Annotated in this window: 15 protein-coding genes; 9 read left to right on the top strand and 6 right to left on the bottom strand. The window is 64.0% G+C overall.

What is annotated here, in order from left to right; translation table 11 throughout:
• Positions 1 to 71 precede the first annotated feature (71 nt).
• The 3 genes from ABEA42_RS06550 to ABEA42_RS06540 all read left to right on the top strand — a co-directional run bounded on the left by ABEA42_RS06550 (position 72) and on the right by ABEA42_RS06540 (position 5,443).
• Positions 72 to 3,014, top strand: a complete 2,943-nt coding sequence (locus ABEA42_RS06550) for a vitamin B12-dependent ribonucleotide reductase (protein WP_345501980.1) — start codon at positions 72 to 74, stop codon at positions 3,012 to 3,014.
• A 96-nt stretch (positions 3,015 to 3,110) separates the two neighbouring features.
• Positions 3,111 to 4,160 (top strand): DNA (cytosine-5-)-methyltransferase, encoded by a 1,050-nt coding sequence (gene dcm, locus ABEA42_RS06545; RefSeq protein WP_345501979.1) that lies wholly within the window; start codon positions 3,111 to 3,113, stop codon positions 4,158 to 4,160.
• Positions 4,161 to 4,216: 56 nt separating this feature from the next.
• A complete protein-coding gene (locus ABEA42_RS06540; RefSeq protein ID WP_345501978.1) occupies positions 4,217 to 5,443 on the top strand; it encodes a type II restriction endonuclease in 1,227 nt (408 codons plus the stop codon).
• Between the two features lie 9 nt (positions 5,444 to 5,452).
• Here the strand turns inward: ABEA42_RS06540 and ABEA42_RS06535 are convergent, their stop codons facing one another.
• From ABEA42_RS06535 to ABEA42_RS06510, 6 genes are all read right to left on the bottom strand, one after another.
• Positions 5,453 to 5,875: a very short patch repair endonuclease gene (locus ABEA42_RS06535; RefSeq protein ID WP_345501976.1), complete on the bottom strand. Its 423-nt coding sequence runs from the start codon at positions 5,873 to 5,875 to the stop codon at positions 5,453 to 5,455.
• Between the two features lie 100 nt (positions 5,876 to 5,975).
• Complete coding sequence (locus ABEA42_RS06530; RefSeq protein ID WP_345501974.1) at positions 5,976 to 8,027, bottom strand: AIPR family protein; 2,052 nt, start codon at positions 8,025 to 8,027, stop codon at positions 5,976 to 5,978.
• Positions 8,024 to 8,998, bottom strand: coding sequence for a PD-(D/E)XK motif protein (locus ABEA42_RS06525; RefSeq protein WP_345501973.1), 975 nt, complete (start codon positions 8,996 to 8,998; stop codon positions 8,024 to 8,026). Before ABEA42_RS06525 ends, ABEA42_RS06530 begins: the two co-directional genes overlap by 4 nt.
• On the bottom strand, positions 8,988 to 11,699 hold the full coding sequence (locus ABEA42_RS06520; RefSeq protein WP_345501971.1) for a Z1 domain-containing protein: 2,712 nt from the start codon (positions 11,697 to 11,699) through the stop codon (positions 8,988 to 8,990). The genes ABEA42_RS06525 and ABEA42_RS06520 overlap by 11 nt, the downstream gene beginning before the upstream one ends.
• On the bottom strand, positions 11,692 to 13,158 hold the full coding sequence (locus ABEA42_RS06515; RefSeq protein WP_345501969.1) for an ATP-binding protein: 1,467 nt from the start codon (positions 13,156 to 13,158) through the stop codon (positions 11,692 to 11,694). Before ABEA42_RS06515 ends, ABEA42_RS06520 begins: the two co-directional genes overlap by 8 nt.
• 116 nt (positions 13,159 to 13,274) lie before the next feature.
• Positions 13,275 to 13,541, bottom strand: a complete 267-nt coding sequence (locus ABEA42_RS06510; protein ID WP_345501968.1) for a hypothetical protein — start codon at positions 13,539 to 13,541, stop codon at positions 13,275 to 13,277.
• Between the two features lie 152 nt (positions 13,542 to 13,693).
• Between ABEA42_RS06510 and ABEA42_RS06505 the strand changes: the two genes are divergently transcribed.
• The 6 genes from ABEA42_RS06505 (at position 13,694) to ABEA42_RS06480 (ending at position 22,362) form a co-directional block, all read left to right on the top strand.
• Positions 13,694 to 14,671 carry a DUF4268 domain-containing protein gene (locus tag ABEA42_RS06505; protein WP_345501967.1) on the top strand — a complete coding sequence of 326 codons (978 nt, stop codon included), beginning with the start codon at positions 13,694 to 13,696 and terminating at the stop codon, positions 14,669 to 14,671.
• A gap of 1 nt (position 14,672) precedes the next feature.
• Positions 14,673 to 18,023, top strand: a complete 3,351-nt coding sequence (locus ABEA42_RS06500) for a TM0106 family RecB-like putative nuclease (protein ID WP_345501966.1) — start codon at positions 14,673 to 14,675, stop codon at positions 18,021 to 18,023.
• Positions 18,016 to 19,257 (top strand): hypothetical protein, encoded by a 1,242-nt coding sequence (locus tag ABEA42_RS06495; RefSeq protein ID WP_345501965.1) that lies wholly within the window; start codon positions 18,016 to 18,018, stop codon positions 19,255 to 19,257. The genes ABEA42_RS06500 and ABEA42_RS06495 overlap by 8 nt, the downstream gene beginning before the upstream one ends.
• A gap of 47 nt (positions 19,258 to 19,304) precedes the next feature.
• Entirely contained in the window at positions 19,305 to 19,877 is a 573-nt protein-coding gene (locus tag ABEA42_RS06490) for a hypothetical protein (protein ID WP_345501963.1), read from the top strand.
• A 217-nt stretch (positions 19,878 to 20,094) separates the two neighbouring features.
• Positions 20,095 to 20,583: a hypothetical protein gene (locus ABEA42_RS06485; protein WP_345501961.1), complete on the top strand. Its 489-nt coding sequence runs from the start codon at positions 20,095 to 20,097 to the stop codon at positions 20,581 to 20,583.
• A 78-nt stretch (positions 20,584 to 20,661) separates the two neighbouring features.
• On the top strand, positions 20,662 to 22,362 hold the full coding sequence (locus ABEA42_RS06480) for a nuclease-related domain-containing DEAD/DEAH box helicase (protein ID WP_345501960.1): 1,701 nt from the start codon (positions 20,662 to 20,664) through the stop codon (positions 22,360 to 22,362).
• Positions 22,363 to 22,637 lie beyond the last annotated feature (275 nt).

The raw sequence follows: 22,637 nt of genomic DNA, 5'->3' as shown, positions 1-22,637 counted from the left end.
CCCGGCACTGTCAGTGCCACCACCGAGAATTGACACCACAGCAGCACCAGGGGCTAGGGAGGCCACCAGACATGACTGAAACCGCAGGCGCACGTGCAGGTGCCCGCAAGAACGCCGGCAAGGGCGCCGCAGGCGTCACCGTCGAGCGCATCTACACCACCCCCGGTGTGCACCCCTACGACGAGGTGACCTGGGAGAAGCGCGACGTCGTCCAGCAGAACTGGAAGACCGGCGAGACGATCTTCGAGCAGCGCGGTGTCGAGTTCCCCGACTTCTGGTCGGTCAACGCCTCCACCATCGTCACCACCAAGTACTTCCGCGGCGCCGTGGGCACCGACGCCAGAGAGACCGGGCTCAAGCAGCTCATCGACCGCGTCGTGCTGACCTACGTCAAGGCCGGCAAGGACCACGGCTACTTCGCCACGGCCGAGGACGCCGAGATCTTCGAGCACGAGCTGACCTACGCCCTGCTGCACCAGGTGTTCAGCTTCAACTCCCCGGTCTGGTTCAACGTCGGCACCAAGAGCCCGCAGCAGGTCAGCGCCTGCTTCATCCTCGCCGTCGACGACTCGATGGACTCGATCCTCAACTGGTACAAGGAAGAGGGGAAGATCTTCCAGGGCGGCTCCGGCGCCGGCCTCAACCTCTCCCGCATCCGCTCCTCGAAGGAGCTGCTGTCCTCCGGCGGCACCGCCAGCGGCCCGGTCTCCTTCATGCGTGGCGCCGACGCGTCCGCGGGGACCATCAAGTCCGGTGGCGCGACCCGTCGTGCGGCAAAGATGGTCGTCCTCGACGTCGACCACCCCGACATCATGGAGTTCGTCGAGACCAAGGCGCGCGAGGAGGACAAGATCCGTGCCCTGCGCGACGCCGGCTTCGACATGGACCTCGGCGGCAAGGACATCACCTCCGTCCAGTACCAGAACGCGAACAACTCGGTCCGTGTCTCGGACGAGTTCATGAAGGCCGTCGAGGCCGGCACCGACTTCGGGCTGCGCTCGCGCACCACCGGTGAGGTCATCGAGAAGGTCGACGCGCGTGACCTGTTCCGCAAGCTCGCGGAGGCCGCGTGGGAGTGCGCCGACCCGGGCATCCAGTACGACGACGTGATCAACGACTGGCACACCAACCCCGAGAGCGGCCGCATCACCGCGTCCAACCCGTGCTCGGAGTACATGTCGCTCGACAACTCGTCCTGCAACCTGGCCTCGCTCAACCTGCTCAAGTTCCTCAAGGACGACGACACGTTCGACGCGGTCACGTTCCAGAAGGTCGCCGAGCTCGTCATCACGGCGATGGACATCTCCATCTGCTTCGCCGACTTCCCGACCGAGGCCATCGGCGACACCACGCGTGACTACCGCCAGCTCGGCATCGGCTACGCCAACCTCGGCGCGCTGCTCATGGCCACCGGCCACGGCTACGACTCCGAGGGTGGGCGCTCGCTCGCCGCGGCGATCACCTCGCTGCTCACCGGTGCCGCCTACAAGCGCTCGGCCGAGATGGCCGGGGTCGTCGGCGCCTACGCCGGCTACGCCCGCAACGCCGACGCCCACAAGCGCGTCATGCGCAAGCACCAGAGCGCCAACGACGCGATCCGCCCCTTCGACTCGATGGACACCTCGATCCACCGTGCGGCCACCAAGGCCTGGGACGACGTCGTCAAGCTCGGCGAGAAGAACGGCTACCGCAACGCGCAGGCCTCGGTGCTCGCGCCGACCGGCACCATCGGCTTCATGATGGACTGCGACACCACCGGCATCGAGCCCGACTTCTCCCTGGTGAAGTTCAAGAAGCTCGTCGGTGGCGGGTCGATGCAGATCGTCAACCTCACCATCCCGCGTGCGCTCAAGAAGCTCGGCTACACCGGCGAGACCATCGAGGCGATCGTCGAGTACATCGCCGACAAGGGCCACGTCATCGACGCCCCCGGCCTCAAGCCGGAGCACTACGAGGTCTTCGACACCGCGATGGGTGCGCGCTCGATCTCGGCCATGGGCCACGTGCGCATGATGGCTGCGGTCCAGCCGTTCCTGTCCGGCGCGATCTCCAAGACGGTCAACCTGCCGGAGACGGCCACGGTCGAGGAGATCGAGGACGTCCACATGCAGGGCTGGAAGCTCGGCCTCAAGGCGATCGCGGTCTACCGCGACAACTGCAAGGTCGGCCAGCCGCTGTCCGACGGTGGTTCCACCGCCAAGGACGCTGCTGCTGACAAGGCGACGGCTGCGGCCGAGGCCAAGGTCGAGAAGGTCATCGAGTACCGCCCGGTGCGCAAGCGCCTGCCGAAGCGTCGTACCTCGCAGACCACGTCGTTCGCCGTGGGTGGCGCCGAGGGCTACCTCACCGCCGGCACCTACGAGTCGGGCGACCTGGGTGAGATCTTCCTCAAGTTCGGCAAGCAGGGCTCGACCCTGGCCGGCGTGATGGACGCCTTCTCGATCGCGGTCAGCATCGGCCTGCAGTACGGCGTGCCGCTGGAGACCTTCGTGGAGAAGTTCACCAACCTGCGGTTCGAGCCTGCTGGTCTCACGGACGACCCCGACGTGCGGATGGCGCAGTCGATCATGGACTACGTGTTCCGTCGCCTGGCGCTGGACCACATGGACTTCGACACCCGTTCGTTCATGGGCATCCACACCGCCGAGGAGCGCGCCCGCCAGCTCGAGACCGGCTCCTACGCCGCGATCGAGGCGGACAACGAGTCCGACGAGGAGCTCGAGGACGAGCTGGAGAACTTCAGCCAGTCCGCCCCGGTCTCCGTCGCCAAGCCCGCCGCGGCTGCCACCAAGGCGGAGGCTGCTCCGTCGGCCGCTGCCGAGGTGAAGTCCGGTGCCGGTGCCGCTTCGGCTCGGGAGATCTCGGTCGACGTGCACTCGTCCGCGGAGCTGATGGAGAAGTTCCAGGGCATCTCCGCTGACGCCCCGATGTGCATGACCTGCGGGACGAAGATGCGCCCCGCCGGCTCCTGCTACGTCTGCGAAGGCTGCGGCAGCACCAGCGGCTGCAGCTGATCCAGCGACACGCCAGGGGCTTGGAGGGTATTCCTCCGAGCCCCTGGCAGACTCCCTCCAACCACCACTGGGTCGACTGACTCGATAGGAACAACGGTGACTGACCAGTCAACCTCCAGCTTTGACTTCATCGACCTCTTCGCCGGCATCGGAGGGCTTCGCCTTGGCCTCGAGTCCATCGGGGGTGAGTGCGTGTTCTCGTCCGAGTGGGACAAGCACTCGCAGAAGACCTACGAAGCGTGGTACGGCGAGAGGCCTGCCGGCGACATCAATCTCATCGAACCGAGCAGCGTTCCCAACCATCACATCCTCGCAGCCGGCTTTCCATGCCAGCCGTTCTCGTTGGCAGGCGTCTCAAAGAAGAACTCCCTCGGGCGTGCACATGGTTTCGACGACGTTAAGCAGGGCAACTTGTTCTTCGCTCTATCTGACGTCATCGAAGCCAAGAAGCCGGCCGTCCTCTTGCTGGAGAACGTGAAGAATCTCGTGTCACACGACCGAGGCAAGACCTGGCGGGTCATCTCAGCGCGGCTCGATGAACTGGGGTATGAGGTCCACGCGCGCATTATTGACGCGGCAGGATGGGTGCCTCAGCATCGCGAGCGAATCTTCATCATCGGTTTCCGGCGCGAAGTGTTTACACCCGCGTTTCCAGAGGGTGTGCCGTTCGAGTTTCCGGTTTCAGACGGCAGGCCCCATGCTTTGCGCTCCATCTTGGACGAGGAGGTCGACTCCAAGTACACACTCTCTGATCTGCTCTGGCGCTACTTGCAAAACTACGCGGACAAGCACAGGGCCAAGGGAAACGGGTTCGGGTTCGGCTTGCCAAACCTTGACGGCGTTACGCGAACCCTCTCCGCGCGCTACCACAAGGACGGGTCCGAGATCCTGATCTCGCAGGGTCTTGGTCGTAATCCACGACGTCTCACACCGGTGGAGGCAGGTCGTCTGATGGGATTCCCGATGGACCGCCTCGAAATCGTTGTCTCCGACACGCAGGCCTACCGACAGTTCGGTAACGCAGTCGTCCCGAAGGTCGCCGAGGCGGTGGCCCGCCAGATCGAAATCGTGCTGCAGCAGGCCCGCCTCTTGGGTCTCGACTGGAAGGTGCGCATGGGCGAGGAGCTTGAGCTTGCCGCTGGCTGACTTGCTGTCCCGCCGCCCCTTGGGTGAGCAAATCGGCGCGACGGCGGGGTGTTGAGGTGAGCCACGAATCGATCGCGGACTACTTCGACGGAGCCGCGGGAAAGTACCTCTCCGCAGTAGAGGCACACCCGAAGCGTTCCAACCAGCACGAGTTCAACGGGGTGGCACGTCTGCGAGATCTGCTGGGGGCGCCGCCGCCCGGTGGTTACAAATACCGAGCGGCATTCGTGTACCTGGACGATGAGACGGAGCCGGTGCGTGCTGACGGGCTCGTCACTTGGTACGACGCGCGATCGGCGCATACCTCCCGGTCCGAGTGTCGTCTGTACTATTCAGCGAACCCTGTGGTCGATTGCGCGGGCGAGGGCGACTACATGGTGATCGCGAAGCCGCGTGAAGGCACGGTGGATTCTCAGTTAGTAGTGGTTCTCAGCCCTGCGGGTTCAACGGTCGCTTTGCAGCTGCAGCACCTCTTTGACCTCGAGGCGACTTCCGTTCTGGACGTACAGGACATGCTGGGCGACGACGCACTCACTCTCGCCTCACGATATCTCCTCGAATCCCTTGGGTTTGAACGCTCGGACATCAAAGACCAATATCTGGACGCCCTCGTCAGCAAGTTTGGCTCAGAATTTCCTGACACCCAAGCATTCTCTGAATTCGCGCGCTCGACGGTTAGCGATTGCGACCCCCTAGCGGATCCGGACGTGTCCTTGGTTGCGTGGATGGACCAAGAAGAGTCCCTTTATCGAACCTTTGAGCGCCACATCGTAAGCCCTATGCTCGAACGAGCTGTCGGGGACGTTGACGGAACTCTCGAAGTGGCGATGAGAACATTTCAACGCCGACGGTCGCGAGCAGGCCACGCACTAGAGAACCACGTTGCTCATTTACTGGCGCTGCACGGGGTGGCATTCGAGCGCCAAGCCCGCACCGAGGGCCGTAAGCGGCCCGACTTCTTGTTTCCGGGCAGAGAGGCGTACGTCAGCAGTCACTTCCCTGAAGAGCGCTTGGTAATGCTGGGCGTGAAGACCACTTGCAAGGATCGATGGCGCCAGGTGCTCACGGAGGCGGATAAGGTTGGCTCCAAGCATCTCCTCACCCTCGAAGCTCCAATTAGTAAAACTCAGACCGACGAAATGAGGGCCCGGAGCCTCACCTTGGTGGTGCCTAGTCCCCTCATCGACACATTTGAGCGACAACAGCATGAGATACTGACCACTGTTTGGGACTTCATCGCCTTAGTGAAGGGCTGCGCCGACACTTGGGCACCAGTTGGATAAGGCTGCAGTTCAGCACTGCGCCAGCCTTGCGCGCCGATCGCGAACGACGGTCATGACCGCGTCTGCGGCGCTCGAAATCGACTCGTGCTCCCAAATGCGAACCACCGCCCACCCTAGGTCGGCTAGTGCTTTGTTCGTGTCAGCATCTCGTTCTCGATTGACGGCGAACTTCCACAGCCACCATTCTCTGTTTGCCTTCGGCACGATGCAGTGATCCGGGCATGCGTGCCAGAAGCAACCGTCGACGAACACGGCGACTTTGGCTCGCGTGAAGACGATGTCCGGGCGACGGCGGGGGAGGCCGGGGATCCGCACCTGGACCCGGTAGCGGAGCCCGCGGCGATGAAGCTCCCTGCGCAGCGCTAGCTCGGGTGCTGTCGCTTGGCGCGCTTGATTGGAGAAGCGTGTGCTGAGCCGTGCGTCGGGCGCCACGCGATCCGGCTCACTCGGTGATGTCTCACCGGAGTCGTGACGTGCCACTCCAACACCCTGGCACGCAGAGTGCAGCTCGACGAGTCGGGCACGCAGTTGCCTAGTGAAAGCCGTGCGCAGTGGCCTTCTCTCGGATCTTGAGCAGCCAAGCCGCCTGCTTTTCCGAAGGGACGCCTGGCCGCCGCCCGGTCATGAGCCCCAAGACCGATTGTTCGCTGGGCGAAAGCAGACGGTTGCTCGCCAGGAACTGTTCCATCGAGGACCACTCAGATGCAGAGACCTGAAACACCGCGGTTTGAGCTTCGATCCCGTTGTCGATTCTTTGGACCCTTGTTGCGTCCCTCTTCTCGTCCATAACGACATCCACAGAGAGCAGCCAATCCTGCACCTCAGATGGGAGGGGAACGGTCTGTGCTCGGACGGCCTCCCAACACTGCTCCCGTTTCGCCCATTCCGTGACGTTCTGCACCGGGCGCCCGGGAGCCGTCAGGGTGTGGAAGCACATGTGAGCAACGTTGAGGGCGTACTCAAGAACATGCTCTGGCGCGGACTGTTGTTGCCAAATGGCGGGGAAGTTCATGACGCCCCTCTTGCTGCGTTGAAGGTCGTACGCGACCTTCGCCATGGCGTACGTCACGATGTTGGCGAGATAGCCCTTGTCGTACCACTCGGCTTTCGACACCCTCGCTCGAAGGGCGTTGTAGAGAATGGCCTTGGCAGCGAGCTCTTTGAAATATGCGGCATTGAACTGGGCGTCAGAGACTTCCCACTTCGCGGTCACGCTCTGTGCGAAGGCTACGAAGTTCTTCTGCGCGCCTTGGCTGACAACGTGTGGTTTCCCATCCCAAGCAACCAGATACCGTGCGGCGTCGGTCTTGGTGATGACTTGGTTCCGAGGAAAGGAAGCCTCAAACTTCTTCGCTACTGCGGGCGTGCCCTTGTTCTTCTCATTGAGGTACTGGCCACGTGTCCGCTCATAGAACCAGTACGTCTGGTGCGGTGTCCCCGGCCGACTCGGTGCGAGTGTCCTGCGCGAGAGGTTTTCCATGCGCACGTGGAAGGGGCTGTTTGAGAAGAAGTCGGCCTCGCTGACAGCATTCTGGCTGTTCGCAAATCTCGAAATGTCGGGCACCAGAGCTTCTGCTTCGTCCGGCTGGACCACCACGAGCTTCATCTGGACGTGGATCTTGTTCAAATCCGGCTTCGGCGAGGAATCGCGGCGTATGTAGAAGAGTGACGCCGTCGTTTGTCCGCCGTTGACGATCTGCAGGTCCTTGATCCGTCTGATGGCCCCTTCCTCGGTCAGCTCGACAGATGTCGCCGTGGCGGTGATGCCGTTGTTGAACGCGAGGAACTTCTCGGGCCTCGACTGGACCGTCGTGCGGATGCCCTTGTTGACCTTGCCCCGTGCGCTGAGGAAGGAACGGACATTGCTCTCGAGGAGACGACTGCCATGCTCCGCGTACAGGTCGGCAAGCATTGGGCCCGGCACGACGGCCAAGTAGGTGTCGAACTCCTCGTCGCCAGGGACACGCAGTGCGTCCAGCCCGTCGGGCGCCCACTTCCGTAGATCCAGGTCGAGCTCGGTACGTCCGGACGACGACCGAGCCAGTTGCTCCAGCCGTTCGATGTCCCAGACGTGAAAATCAACCGGGACCTCGTTGATCTCATCTGAGGGCAGGTGCTTGGCACGGCTGCTGAGGACGCGATCCGTGAGGAGGAACAGTCGATATTTGGTCACGGAGCGGGCTCGCATGCGGAGATCCTCCGCGACATGAACGGCCGGCTCGCTCGCCTCTCTGCCCTGCTTGAACGTGCCGTGGACGGCGTCGTAGAGGTATCCCTTCAGCATCGCGAACTGTGTGTTGGCATCGCTCTGTGTGAGGGTCTCGGGCTCGTCGCTGCCCTCAAACAGGGTGACGGCCAAGGATATGGAGTCGTCGCTGTCGCTCGTGTCGAAGGCGTCCACGCCCACGTTTTTTCGACCGTTGCCCCCCACGCCGCGGAAGTGCATCGCCACGAGATTCTCCACCTCCCCTGCGTCCGACAGCCTTTCTGCGACCTCGTTGGTGAAGGCTGTGACCATGTAGTCGCTGTCCACCTCTGCTCGGGTCGCGACCATGTTCAGCAGCTCCTCCCTGAACTCGCTCACAAGACCTCCTCGTCCGCTGTGTCGCTATCAAGGGCCCAGGGTGCTAGGTGCTGGATGTCGAGCTTGTACCGCACTTGGAGGATGTGGGGCTGCAAGACGCTACTGCGGAGACTGGGGAAGTCTGGGGAAACGCGGAACTGGCTGTGAGCACCGGGCTTGAACCAGGTCGCCCCGTACCAGCCGTCGGTAAGGTCGAGGCCGAGACCGGTCAACAATCGGTCGAACCGGAGTCGCACAGAGGGACTTGTTGCGAGGCCGGCACGAACCTCGTCAACGAGGGTTGCGAGACTCACAACGCCTTCTGTGTCGTTGCTCCGCTCATCGAGATCTAGCACGTGCAGCGTCAGTGTCTTGTCCACTGGTGGATCAAGTTGCTCCACCGATGCGACTCGCACAGATGTTCCCGCCATGCGCTTGGCTTTGACCTCATGGAGTTCTCCGGTCAGGAACGTGAAGTCGTGGGGTGCTCCAAGCGGGCCGGTCCAATGTGAAATGACCTCTGGCAGGCGGCGGTTTGCTGTGAGGGTCCGGCTGGCAACGAGCAGTTCTGCCACGAGGCCGCGCAAAGCTTCGAGAGACAGACGCCGGTACTGACCGGGTCGCAAGAGCAGCTGCCATTCTCCCAGCCCTCTCAACAGCGCATCAAGGGCGCTACTCCGGTCCTCTGGGATGTCCGAACGCTGAACCACGTCGCAGCAGAGGGTCACGAAGGTGTCAAAGAGCTGGTGCTCCATCAAGGACCAGGTGGTGACGTGGCGGCCATCTTCACGCGTCTGCTGGTGGACGCGCACGTCGTCGCTCAGATCTTCGACCGGGGGAGGGGCATCGGTCAGCAAAGCCATGAGCGCTCGGCCCTCGCTGTCGATGCCGTACACGAGGTCGAGTGGGTGCTCGGCGGCGAAGAACCTCTGAGCCTGAGACTTGCTTGCCAGCAGGCCGTGCCAGTCCGCCATGGTGTCGTCAGTCTTCATCCACGTCACTCCCGAGCTCAGCGATCCACTGCTTCTGCGCGACGGTGTTGATCATGTACTCCGCGTCCTTGTCGCGATCACGCACGTTCGCGGCGTCACCCGGGATGGCGATCTTGACCGCGGTCAGCAACCGTGGTTCCAGCTCCTTGGCAACGAAGTCCTGTTGGTCCTTCGATTTGGGGGCACGGTCCGACAGCGTCACCCTCAGTGGATAGATGATCAGAGTGGGAGCGCTGAGTTTCTTATAGTAGGCCGTCTCGGGGGCGTTCTTGAGATCGCTGTGAGCCGCGATGTAGGCCGTTCGAACCTCGTGTTCTGCCTCAAGGGGCAGCAAGCCAGCCACATCGCTCGGCCCGGCGAGACGACTGGACCTGCCGCTCACGAGAATGTGTCCGTCGCCCAACAAGATCGATCGGCTTGGCGGGCGATATCCGACGCCACCCACGTGGTGCTCGAGGGCGGTCGACGGGCCGTTGGCGATGACCACGTCCCATGTCTGGAGGCTGGGCGACGTGGCCCCGCCGACAAATGACGACAGGTTCGTGCCTGTGAAAATGGTGTCTTGCTCGTAGGCCGTGTAGGCGGCCAAGAAGTCTCCCACCAGGGCCTTCGGCACGTTGCTCCAGGCGCTCCAGTTTCGGCGGTTGGCTTTGATCTTGGCGCTCGACAGCTCGATGCTCGACACGAGCTGCTCGAAAGCGCCGAAGTTCTGGTCTATGACCGTCCCGGCGCTGTTGAGTCTTGTCGTCTCGAGACGACGACCGCCAAGGGACACGCTCTTGCTGAACGTCGTGGCGTTGCGCATCTTGTTGCGAGCGGTGACCAACAAGCTGTCTGGGTGCTTCTTGACCGCGAGCCCGAAGTCGGCGGGCGTGAGCCGGGCAGCCTTCATGGACTCGAGGTCGCCGCGCAGTTCCTCAACGGCAGCGGCTACGAAGCGGAAGTGATTCACCACCAACGGATCGATCCAGATCTTGGTGAGATCCTCGTAGCCGTCGCGATATCCGAACCAGCGGCCCATCTGGAGGAGAGTGTCGAACGCGCCAGCCTGCCTGTAGAAGTAGCTCGTCGAGAGCCCGTCCAGCGTGAGACCACGGCTCAGGACGTCACCACCAACCGCGATCATCCGCGGCGGTCGATCCCAAGCGATCTCCTCATCGGTGAGCTTCTTGTCGCGGTCGGAGTTGATGAGTTCAACTCGAACGTCGGACACCGCTGCTTGCAGTCGTCCGACAAGGTCCGTCCACGACGCCGCGTCCGCAAAGAACTCCTCGAACGTCTCCTCCAGCGCTGCTAGCGCTTCATTGGGGGAACCGTTTGCGTAGGCCTCCGCATGGAACTCGATCGCCTGCTTGAGTTCCACGGTGTAGGCCTCAACCAGCTCGTGACACTGGCGCTGCACCTCCTTGAACCTGGATACATTAACGAGCATCGACCTGCCGCCCCCTTGTTGGCGGGCGTCGCGGATGGCGCAGGTAAGAAGGAATGCGCGGACTGCGTGACGCAGACTTTCCGGTAGGCCATTGACGTGCAAGTCGGCCTTGTGACGTCGGGGAAAGTAGGACTCGGCATCGGACGGGTCCAAGAGCCCCGAATCGCGCGGCTCGTCGGCCGTACCGAAAGTACGCTCCGCGCCAACGTAGTTGGTCGGAGTCTCAAGGCTGTAGACATAGTCCCGGGGAAACAGGTCATCGGTCTGATCGTGGTCGATGAAGATGTTGGCGAACGGGGTCGCCGTGAAAGCGACGTAGGAGCTACGACTGAACTTGCCCAGCACCCCGCGGATCGCGTCATTGACTGCCGTGGGGTTCGTGTCCGCGTTGGTGTTCACCGAGGCATAGTCGGACTCGTCATCCAGCAAGAGGAGCGGGAGCGCGAGCTTGCCGTCGAGCCCAACCTGGGTGTCAAGCCATGACTGAAGGTGTGTGAGGACGGTCTTGTTCTTCTTGACAACGAACACGTAGGGCGCAGGCGAGTCTGTGGTCATGCCATGGTTTGACGCCAGCAGGCTCGTTTTCCGAAAGTCTTGGTGGATCGTGGTCATCCCGATCCCGTCGGCGATCGTCTGGTTGAGCCGACCCACACCGACAAAGCGCTTCTGTCCGATCACACCCCTGTCTTTGGGGACACCCCTCGAGTCGCGTCCGATCAGTCCTTCGTCGACGCGCGTTTGCGTTTGTTGTCTAAGGGACTCCGTGCTTCCGGCGAGCACGATGATTAGCCGGTACCCGGCGTCAACGGCCTTGTTGAACAGTCCAAGGTACGTACCCGTCTTGCCAGACTGCACGTCGCCGATGACGAGGCCTCGTCGGGCCCACGTGCCCTCAGTCGTCGGCGATCCCGCCAACTCCAGGACCGCGTCGGTCAACTCGTCCAGCCGCTCGACCACTCGAGGTGGACGCCCACTCTGAAGCAACCACTGCTTGTACGTCTTCCAGCGGCGCCAGTCGATGGAGGCCTTGGTCGAGTCGAGCCATGGTTCGAAGTCGGACGAGGTCACAGCCACGCCAAGGTCGAGCTCAATGAGAAGGCTCTTGGTCAACTGCTTGAAGAGGAGTTCGGACTCCTCGTCGCTCACTCCGTCGAACATGGCCATGCTGCGGAACATCGCAATCGAGGAGCGGAGCTCCTCTTCGGAGTGGACGCCCCCGGCCATGGCCGCGGTCACGACGTTGCGCAGGGTCTCGACCTGTTCAGTCATTGATCTGGGTCGCCTCTCTGAGGATCTGTTCCGCTTTGTCTGTCTCGTTGAAGGGCGCGGTGACGCGCATCCCGCGAACAAAGGACTCCGCGTCGGTGGACGCCCTGCGGAACTGACGCCACAGCACCTCCGCCTGCTTTCGCAGGGCGTCGTCCGCGACCGTGGAATTGAGAACCTGGTCCTTCGTGAGTCTGTTGAAGAGGTCGTCCGCAGGCAGGGTCTTCTCTATGAGGGTCAAGAGGTCACCGGCGGCCGCATAACCTTCTGGACCCAGCGCGTTGCCCAAGGCGACGACGCTCGGGTGATCGCGGTTGATCTCGTAGGCAAACTCGTCACCATTCACCCGCACCTGCCACAGCAGTACCTCATGGCCAACTTGCTTCTCGGTGATGCCCCTGAATTCGTGGACCTTGCGGCTGGGAACGATGATCTTCTCGGCGATGCGCCTCAATCTGTCTCGCACGGCAGGTGGCGGTTGAGCGGCGGACTTCTTGATGTCGAGCGCCCACAGGTGGTCCAAGGTGTTCGGAACGTCCACCCGAACCCTCGCCAGCTTGGCCAGATCCTGCTTGGGCTGAATCCGGAACCACGTGCCCCAGATGACGAGCCGCATGGCGCGGTAGATGTAGAAGCCTTGGCTGTCGCGGAGTTGACCGGCCGCGTGGACCTGGTCTCGTTCGGCCCTTGTCAGGCCGGCCAGTCGGGGGATCGTGTATGGATGGACGGTCACCTTCTCGCCGTCAACGACGAATGACTCCGCGGGTCCGGGCCGCGACATGCGGTGCGCGGTCAGAAATGGGTCGATGGGTTCGACGCGTCGACTGTTAATCGTGAGGTTGAGGGGGCCGCCGTGCTCACCCTGTAGGAAGCGATGGAACACGAGCCCCAGATGATCGCGGACACCGGCCATGGCACTATCCAGCGCGGCGGACCCCTGCCCAACTTGGTTGCGGAGCTGGTCGAGCTTCCGCCACAGCACCAACGTCCCCCGAGGTTGTGCCCGCAGGCGTTGGATCATGGGAAGGTCGTCGACCTCTGTGCCCTCGAGGCGCTGCAGGCTCCAGGTGCGTGAGTCGGCGATGTGATCAAGGTCCCAGCGGTACGCCACGATCTCGTCACCCTGGTGAGAGGCGAGCACGAGCTCCCGAGCTTGGGAGATCGAAGCGGTCTTGAGGCCAAGGCCGAAGCGTCCAAGATCGTTGGAGGAGCGCTGCTCAACCGAGCTGCGGCCCGCGAGACGCATGGCCTCCCGGGCTTGGTCCACCGTCATGCCTCTGCCATCGTCAAGCAGGGCGACGAAATCGCTTGGCTCGCTCGCGAAAGCGAGATCGATGTTCTGTGCCTCCGCCGTGACCGCGTTGTCCACCAAGTCTGCAACTGCTGCTTCCAGCGAGTAGCCCACCGCGCGCATTGACTCCATCAGGTGAGCGTCGGGAGGAATGATCTCCTCACTGGACATACCTCAAACGCCCCTCTGCGGATGACTGCGGACCACCCAGAACATACCCATCAAGGAGCCCGAAGGTGGGAGAATGGACGTATCATCCCAGATGAGGCAATACCCAAAGTCTTTAGTCAACGCATTCCGCTGGTGCCCTCGTGCGCCAGGCGCCACCCCCCACGCCTGTGGCCCTCCTTGGCGGCCAAAACACCGTCGTCACGAAGATTCTGAGCGGCCCACCTCAGGTCGTACTGCCAGGTGTAGAACAGGTCTCCCGATTCGCGCAGCTCGTCCTCGTGGTGGCTCCACACGTGGCGCGCAACCTCCACCACTGCCATCTCACCGCCGTGCTCCCTGAGCGCCTGAACGATCCACGTCTCCAGATCCCTCTTCTCTGCCATGGGGGGCAGCTTTCCAGCTTCCTGGAGGTGGGGCCGCGCTTGCGGACCCCAGTGTCTGAGAACTGGACGTTTGTACTACATAGTGCGATTTGGTGACCATCCCTGGCTCGGTGGGTCGAAGATGGCAGGGAGTGTTGAGCAATGGAGGTGACATGGTCGAGATCAGTCGACTGAAGCGGGTGGATGTCAAAGAGGCATGGCCCACCGAGCCGCACGACTTCACGCCTTGGCTGCTCGAGCACGCTGAGGATCTGTCCTTCGAGCTGGGTCTGGACCTCGAGCTGGAGGGCCGGGAACACAGGGTCGGCAAGTTCTCTCTCGACATCATCGGCTCGGAGGTGGGGACTGGTCGCCGTGTGATCATCGAGAACCAGTTCGGGAATACAGACCATTCCCACTTGGGGCAGCTGCTGGCATACGCGGGAGGCACGGACCCCAAGGTGGTGGTCTGGATCGCCGAATCGGTGAGGGAGGAGCACCGAGCCGCGATCGACTGGCTCAACGGCGTGACTGACACGGAGATCGGCTTCTTCGGCGTCGAGTTGTCGCTCGTGAGCATGGAGGGTGCCCCCGAGACTCTCGTCGCCCCCGTCTTCCGTGTTGTCGCGAAGCCGAACGAGTGGTCAAAGGCGGTGGCGAAGGACGCCGATGCCTCGGCCGCGTCGCCCACGAGCCAGCTGTACCAAGAGTTCTGGAGTCGCGTGGTCCCCGTGGCCAAGGAGCGCGGATGGACCAACGCGAGCGCCCCTTCAGTGAACTGGTGGAGCATGCCCACTGGAACAACGGGCTGCGTCTACAGCCTCTCCTACGCAATGTTCGGGTGTCGGAGTGAGTTGATCTTCGAGGCGGATGCGGAGACCAACCTGCACCGGTTCGGACTCCTCGAGGTCCGCAGGGACGCGATACAGACCGCGTTCGGAACGGACGAACTGATCTTCGATCCGCTCCACGGCAAGAAGTCTTGCCGCATCGAGACCCGCTTGCTCGGTCCCAAGATCGGCGACACCGAGCGATGGGAGGAGGTCATCCACTGGATGATCGACACCCAAACCCGCTTACGTGCCGCGGTAGGCAGCGTCGGCGGCGTTCCTACCTCCTTCCCGACGCGCTCCACGAATGAGGCTCAGTAGCGTGCAGCGCGTTGATGGGCGGCTGGTGCTGAGTGCCACCGACTTGACCAAGCACGTCGCCTGCCCGCACGTCACCACCCTCGATTTGGCTGCTCTCGACACTCCGGCGACGGAGCTTGGCGCCACCGAGCCGGACGACGCCCTCAACCTGATCTTCGAGAAGGGCATCGCCCACGAGAAGAACTACCTGGAGTCACTTCGTGCGCAGGGCCTCACGATCGTCGAGATCGCGAGCGAGGGCCGCGATGAGGAGGGCAAGCGGGCTGCCGAGGCCGCGACGGTCGAGGCCATGCGCGACGGCGCCGACGTCGTCTACCAGGCGACCCTCTACGACGGCGAGTGGATCGGCTACGCCGACTTCCTGCTCAAGTGCGACCGGCCGAGCGAATTTGGCGACTACTCCTACGACATCGCGGACACCAAGCTCGCTCGCCGGCTCAAAGTGCCCGCGCTTCTCCAGATGGCGACCTATGCGGAGCGACTGATGACGCTCCAAGGCGTGGCACCGGCATACCTGGTCGTGGTCACCGGGGACAAGGAGCAGCACCCCTGGCGGCTGGTCGACGTCGCGCCCTATGCGCGTCGCCGGCGTGAGGCGCTCCTCGACGCGATCAACGATCCGGTCCCCAGTGAGGCAACGCCCACCGCCCACTGTGCCCAGTGCCGGTGGGAGACGCGCTGCGCGACAGAGTGGCTCAAGGCTGACGACCTCGTGCAGGTGGCGGGTATCCGTGGCAGTCAGCGACAGGCATTGCGCGACGCCGGGATCACGACCATGGCAGAGCTCGCCGCTGCCGAGCCCAGGGCCGTTGTCGAAGCCCTCGGCAGCCAGAGCGCTCACGGGCTACAGCGCCAGGCCACGCTCCAGGTGGAGGAGCGCACCACCGGTGAGCCGGCCTACGAACTGCTCACCCCAGAGGCGGGACGCGGGCTCCAACGACTTCCGCAGCCAAGTGACGGCGACGTCTACCTCGACTTCGAGGGCGACCCGTGGGCTGATGACGGAGTCGGCCGGGAGTACCTGGCCGGGCTGTGGGACCGCCATGGCGCCTTCACGTCGTGGTGGGCACACGACGCGGCGGCCGAGAAGAAGCTCGTCGAGGACCTCATCGACCACCTGATGCTGCGTTGGCAGGCCGACCCGCAGATGCACGTCTACCACTACGCCGCGTACGAGCGGACCGCGCTGCAACGGCTGACGGGCCGGTACGGCACGCGGGAGGCCGAGCTCGACCAGCTGCTGCGCGCCGAACGGCTCGTGGACCTCTATGCAGTGGTGCGGCAGGGGGTGCGGGTCAGCAAGCCCTCGTACTCCATCAAGAAGCTCGAGGACTTCTACTGGGGTCACACACGCTCGGCCGGGACCGCAGAGGCTGTGGGAAGCGCGATGGACTCGGTCATCGAGTACGAGCGCTGGTTGGTCGACCAGGACCAGCGCATCCTCGAACGGATCGAGGCCTACAACCGCGAAGACGTGCGCTCGACCCACGACCTGCATGGCTGGCTCGAGCAGTTGCGCGACGAGCTGGAGGGTTTGGGGGTCCCCCTGAGCCGCCCCGTTCCAGCGGAGGTCAAGGAGGTCGGCGACGCCGAGCGCGCCGAGACCGAGCTGGCCTCAGCCCTGGTCGAGGCGGGTCACGAGCTGCTCGCCGGCTTGGTCGGCTGGCACCGACGTGAGGCCCGGCCCGCGTGGTGGGAGTTCTTCCGGTATGCCGAGCTCGCCACGGCCGAGCTGGTGGAGGACGCCACGGCGATCGGGGATGTCGGTGAGCCCATCCACTTCGACAACATCCTCAGCAAGACCGGCAAGGTCACCTCCAAGGTGTGGCGCTACCCGTTCCCGCCGCAGGACTGCAAGGTGGTCCTGGGCCAGTACGCCCAGGACGTCGACACGCATGCCAGCGTGGGGAAGGTGGTCGATGCCGACCCGGAGGCGGGATGGATCGACCTGTCCATGCGCGCCTCGAGCGACCCGCCTTCTGTCCGGGGGCTAGGGCCGCCTGGGCCCCTCAATGACCAGGTGCTCCGAGACTCTCTCGCGTCCACGGGAAGGCTGGCGCTGCGCGGGGGAGATTCGCTCGCCCTTCGACTGCTGCATCGGCAGGTGCCGTCGGCCTCTTCGCTCATGGCCGGTGATGGTGAGTCGCCCGCAGACGTCGTCCGCCGCGTGGGCACCTCCTTGGGTGGGGACGTGTTGGCGGTGCAGGGACCGCCTGGGACTGGCAAGACGTATGCCGCGGCTCGCCTCATCTGCGCGCTCTTGGATCAGGGCAAGAAGGTCGGGGTGACCGCGCTGTCGCACTCGGTGATCAGGCACGTGTTGGAGGCGGTGGAACGCCCTGCGCTGCAGAAGGTCTCCTCCGACGAGGACGACTCGCCCGGTGGCGGTCTCGTCGAGCTGACGACCGACAACGGCGCGGTGCTGGGGGCGCTCACCTCGGGCGAAACGGCGCTCGTGGGCGGCTCGGCCTGGTTGTGGTCGCGGACTGACATGGCAGGGGCCGTCGACGTGCTTGTGGTCGACGAGGCGGGCCAGTTCTCGCTGGCCAACGCGGTGGCGGTCTCCCCGGCCGCGACATCGATGGTGCTGTTGGGCGACCCCCAGCAGCTGTCCCAGCCGACCCAGGCGGTGCACCCCTTCGGGGCTGGGGTGTCCGCTCTGGAGCACCTGCTCGACGGCCACGACACCATGCCGGCGGATCGTGGCGTCTTCCTCGGGACCACCCGGCGGATGCACCCGTCGGTCACTGAGTTCGTGTCCGAGCTGGCGTATGAGGGGCGGCTCGACGCGCTGCCCGGTCTGGAGCAACAAGTGGTCGGGGGTGGCGGTCAGCTCGGTGGCCATGGCCTGCGCTGGGTGCCGGTCGAGCACGTCGGTCGGGAGTCATCCAGCCCCGAGGAGGCGGCCGCCATCGGGGAGATCGTCGACGAGCTGCTGACTCGCCAGTGGACGAATCACGAAGGCGTGACGGCGACGTTGCGGGAGAAGGACATCCTCCTGGTCGCACCCTTCAACGCACAGGTGGCGACGTTGCGCGCTCTGCTGCCGGACGGCATACGGGTCGGCACGGTCGACAAGTTCCAGGGCAGGGAGGGCGCGGTCGTCATCTACTCGCTGACGAGCTCTTCGGCGGCCGACGCCCCGAGGGGAGTGGGATTCCTCTACGACCTGCACCGCCTCAACGTCGCCGTGTCACGGGCGAGATCCATGAGCATCATCCTGGGAAACCCAGCGCTGCTCGACGCGCCGGTCAACACACCCGAACAACTGCGATCGGTCAACGCCTTGTGCCGCTACGTTGACGACGCCACGACCGTGAGCACAGGGGAATCAGGAGCCAAAGATGGATGACGAGATCCAGTTGATCAGTGATGGAGATGGTGTCGCGGTCATCGGGGACCATGCAGCCGTCGACCGTTTCCTCGACTCCCACCGGCTGCCGTCGAGGGACCTCGGCCTGCCACGGCTCGGCGCCGCGCTGAGTGCGGGATCCGGCGCAGCGGAGGCGGGCTCTCAGCTGGCCGCTCAGTCGGGCAAGTGGGTGAAGCTCACGGACAGGTCGGCCGAGGTCTTCAAGAACTCGACGCTGATGAAGGGTTCGACTTCCGACACCAGCCGCGCCATCGCGATGGAGGACGGGAAGTTCAAGGGCATTCTCGAGATCGTGAACAAGCCCGGCATGGGATCGATGCTCACCAACCCGGCAGTCCTGGCCGGTGCAGCCGGACTGATGGCCCAGCTGGCCATGCAGCAGACGATGGACGAGATCACCGACTACCTGGCTGCCATCGACGAGAAGGTCGACGACCTGCTTCGTGGGCAGAAAGACGCCGTCGTTGCGGACATGATTGGTGCTGAGTTCGTCATCGAAGAGGCCCTGACTGTCAGAGATGAAGTCGGCCGCGTCTCCGAGGTCACGTGGTCGAAGGTGCAGGCCACGTCCGAGACGATCGCCCGGACGCAGGTGTATGCGCTCAGGCAGCTTGACTCCCTGGCAGGCAAGCTGGAGCGCGCGGACGCCATGGGTGACCTGGCAAAGAAGTCCAAGGACGCGGAGTCGACCGTGCACGAGTGGTTGGCCGTGCTGGCGCGTTGCTTCCAGCTCCAGGATGCCGTCGGCGTGCTCGAACTGGACCGGGTCCTGGAGGCAGCGCCCGACGAACTGGACCGTCACCGGATCGGCCTTCGGACGGCCCGCCAGAAGCGTCGTGACCAGATCGCGCGAACCACAGAAGGCCTGCTGCGTCGCATGGACGCGGCGGCAGGGACCGCGAACGCAAAGGTGTTGCTGCACCCTCAGTCTGCGAAGGCGGTCGTGGTGTCGACCAACCGGGTCGCGGGGGAGGTCGTCACCTTCCACGAACTACTGGGCATTCAAGACGACCGGGGCGCTGTCGACGCCAAGCGGTGGACCGAAGCGGCGAGCGAGGTCAGGGATAGGGCGATTGAGACTGGGGCTGATGGAGTCGGCGCCGCGAGGCGGCTGGGCCTGGAGACGCTTGGTCGGGCGCGCCTGGCATCCGGCAAGGTTTCGTCGGGAGTGACGGAGGGTCGACGTCGGCTTCGCCGTGGAGAGGAGGACTGATGTCGTCGTCAAGGTCCGGAGTTGCGCGAGTTCTGCCGCTCGTCATCGTGGTCGCCCTGGTCGCCGCGATCGTCGGTGTCGTCAAGAACCCATCGTGGTTGTCGCCCTTTGGCATTGGTTCCGAGAGCCACGATTCCCAGGTCATCAGTGCGATGCAGCGCACGCAGGAGGTCTCGTTGCTGAGCCTGAGTGTTCAAGGGCTCAAGGACAAGAAGACGAGCGCCGAAGTTCTCGGCAAGAAGGTTCCGGGAACCGAGAAGACGGTGTTCCTGAAGTACGACTTCAAGGCGAAACTCGGGATCGACGGAGCGAAGGTGAAGATCACCAAGAAGGATGAAAACACCTATCGCATCGCCGTGCCGGAGTTCATCTTCGTCGGCTACGACAGGCCGTCGTTCCACCGTGTCGTGGAGGACGGCAGCCTGCTGAGCTGGGCGATGCCCGACGTTGACCAGCTCGCGATGGTCAACGAGATCCTCAGCGACAAGGCGAAGCAGGACTACATCGACTCGAACGAGGACATGCTGAAGGAGCAGGTCCGCGCGTTCTACGACGGCTTGCTCACGAGCGTGGACCCGAATCTCAACGCTGAGTATGACTTTCGCTCCGAAGGTTTCTGATTCATTGGTCGCCGAGTGGTCAGTCTGTCCGCTGATGAGACCCTTGGGGCTGTTGCGCTGAACGCCTCGAGCCGCCCCTGCAGCCCCGAAGCCGCGAAGAGCCTTTGAGGTCGGTTCGAGCGTCAGAAGCAGGTTCGGCCATCTGGCACACAAATACGAGGAAGCCGTCTAGCGTGGACGGGACCTGCGCGTGAAAGGTCCGGAAAGGAAGCCTACGATGACGCCCGACCTGGAATCAGTGATGACCATCGCCCTCGGAACCTACGCCGAGGATGAGCACCGCTCTGAGGTGCTCGCACTGTCGCGCGACATCGTTGCGCTCATGTTGCGCTGCCAAGAAAGCGGCATCTCCTGGGCGCAGGTACTGGTTGAAGCTGACAACTGCCTCCGTGAGTACAACATGCAGCGAGATCCGGAGGAGCCCGCCTACGAAGGTGATCTAGGGCGCGGAACCTCAGGTGGCATCGAGAGTACTGAGGGCGCTGGATGGTCTTGGCGAGTCAACGCGCAGACCGCCCGCTGGTACATGCGTGGTCGCTTGGAGCTGGCACAACTGGATGACGCAGGGCTGACCAAGACCTTGGACTTCTGGTTGGGCCGTGATGAGTCCATTACGGACTCCATCGAGCAGGTCATCGAACTGGCGGTGGCCTCGGCCCTCAGTGCGCCCGTCGCGATGCCCGCGTCAGCTGCCCCGACCGAGTGATCGGTCTGCCTCTCCTCCGCGGGCCCCTGGTCATGCTTCGTGACGACCGGTCAACGGTGGGGAGAGGCAGGTGATCACGTGCCGGCGACAGCGGTCCCAGGCAACCCGCAGCTGATCACCCAGTCCGAGCGCGACGTATGGGAGCGGCTGGTGCGCCAGCTTGCAGCCGCCGATGTCGTCCTGGCCGGAGTGCGGCTGACCGACCGCCGCAAGGATCACGAGCTCGACCTGGTGGCCCTGATGCCCGGCGCGGGTTTCGTGGTGATCGAGGTCAAGGGCGGCTCCGTCTGGCGGCAGGACGGGCACTGGCTGCAGTCACGGGGGAGCGGCACGCACACCATCGACCCCGTGGACCAGGCACGCACCAACCTCTATGCGCTGCGGGAGTACGTCGAGGCAGACCCGCGCTGGAGGAACTCGTCGCGTTCCCGGGTGCGGTGGGCCCACTGCGTCGTCCTGCCGCACTCGGAACTCGGCGAGGACTTCGCCACGCCCGACTGCCCACGGTGGGCGGTGCACGGCAAGGGTGACCAGGACAAGCTCGGTGCTCGGGTGCGCGACATTCCAGTGCAGCAGGACTCGCGCAACCGTCCGCCCAACGAGGACGATGTCGAGCTCGTGCTCGAGATCCTCCGGGGTCGACGGGTCCCCGCAATGGTGGACCCGGGTGCGGTGGCGGAGTACCGGGAGGGCGAGGCGGACCGGCTCACGACCGAGCAGGCGACGCTGCTCAAGGTCACGCGGCTGCTGAACCGCGTCGAGGTACGCGGCGGCGCCGGGAGCGGCAAGACGGTCCTCGCGCTCACCCAGGCCAAGGAGATGACTCGCGGCGCGCTCAACCGCGACGGACAGGACCACAGCGCCAAGCGGGTCGCGCTGGTCTGCTACTCCATCGGCCTTGCCGAGTACTTCAAGCGGCAGGTGGCCGCTGCGCCGCGCAAACACCGCCCCGCCTTCGTCGGCACCTTCCACGAGCTGGGGCAACTCTGGGGAGGACCGGATGGGAGTCGCGACAACCCCGACTTCTGGGAGGTTGATCTGCCGACCCAGATGGCAGAGCTCGCGGACGGGCTAGACCACGGCCACAAGTTCGACGCGATCATCGTCGACGAGGCGCAGGACTTCGCCGACCTGTGGTGGACACCGTTGATGCGTGCGCTCCGTGACGAGGAGACCGGTGGCCTGTTCGTGTACTCGGACGAGAACCAGCGGATCTTCTCGCGTTTCGGTCAACCACCAGTTCCATTGGTGCCTCTGGTCCTTGACCACAACCTGCGGAACACCAAGCAGATCGCTGCAGCCTTCGGCCCGCTCGCCCCCATGCGGATGCGGCCGCGTGGCGGCGATGGTGTGGAGGTTCGGTTCGTCGCTGTCGGCAGCAAGGATGAAGCTGTCGATGCCTCGGACGGGGTTGCTGTAGAGCTGGTGGATGCAGGCTGGCACCCTCGCGACATCGCGGTCATCACCACTGGAAGTCGACATCCGCAGCAGATTCGCCTGGCTGGCGATACAGATCAGCGCGCCTACTGGGCGAGCTTCTGGGAGGGCGACGACGTCTTCTTCGGCCACGTGCTCGGCTGCAAAGGGCTCGAGCGCCGTGCCGTCGTGCTCTGCGTCAACCAGGACACGGTGACGGACCGGTCACGAGAGCGGCTCTACGTCGGCATGTCCCGGGCGACCGACCTCCTCGTCGTCGTCGGCCTGCCAGCCGTGGTGCGCGACATGGGTGGCGAACAGGTCGCTCACGAGCTGGGGATCGAAAGGAGTGGGGCGGAGTGAGAACGACGATGGGCAAGGATCGAAGCCCGGGGCCGGGACGTCTGACGGGTGAAAGTGCAAGCTGGACTCCGTCACTGCAGGCGACCGTCGTCAACACACCAGTTGCCATGTTGCTGGAGCTGGACGTCGCTCAGCTGAACTCACTGACATTGCGGGACGTGGACGGACGAAATCTGCTTCGTTCCCGTCGAAGCAGCGACGCCACAGTCATGGAACTGCGCGTGGGGCGAGGATCGAGGGAGTCCATCGGTGCGTTTGTGCTGCGCAGCTGTCGA

Origin of the sequence: Pedococcus ginsenosidimutans, assembly GCF_039544395.1 — a bacterium.
In the GTDB taxonomy this organism is placed as follows: Bacteria; Actinomycetota; Actinomycetes; order Actinomycetales; family Dermatophilaceae; genus Pedococcus; species Pedococcus ginsenosidimutans.
The sequence above is the reverse complement of the archived record's forward strand: the minus strand, read 5'-3'. Positions and strand labels throughout refer to the sequence as shown.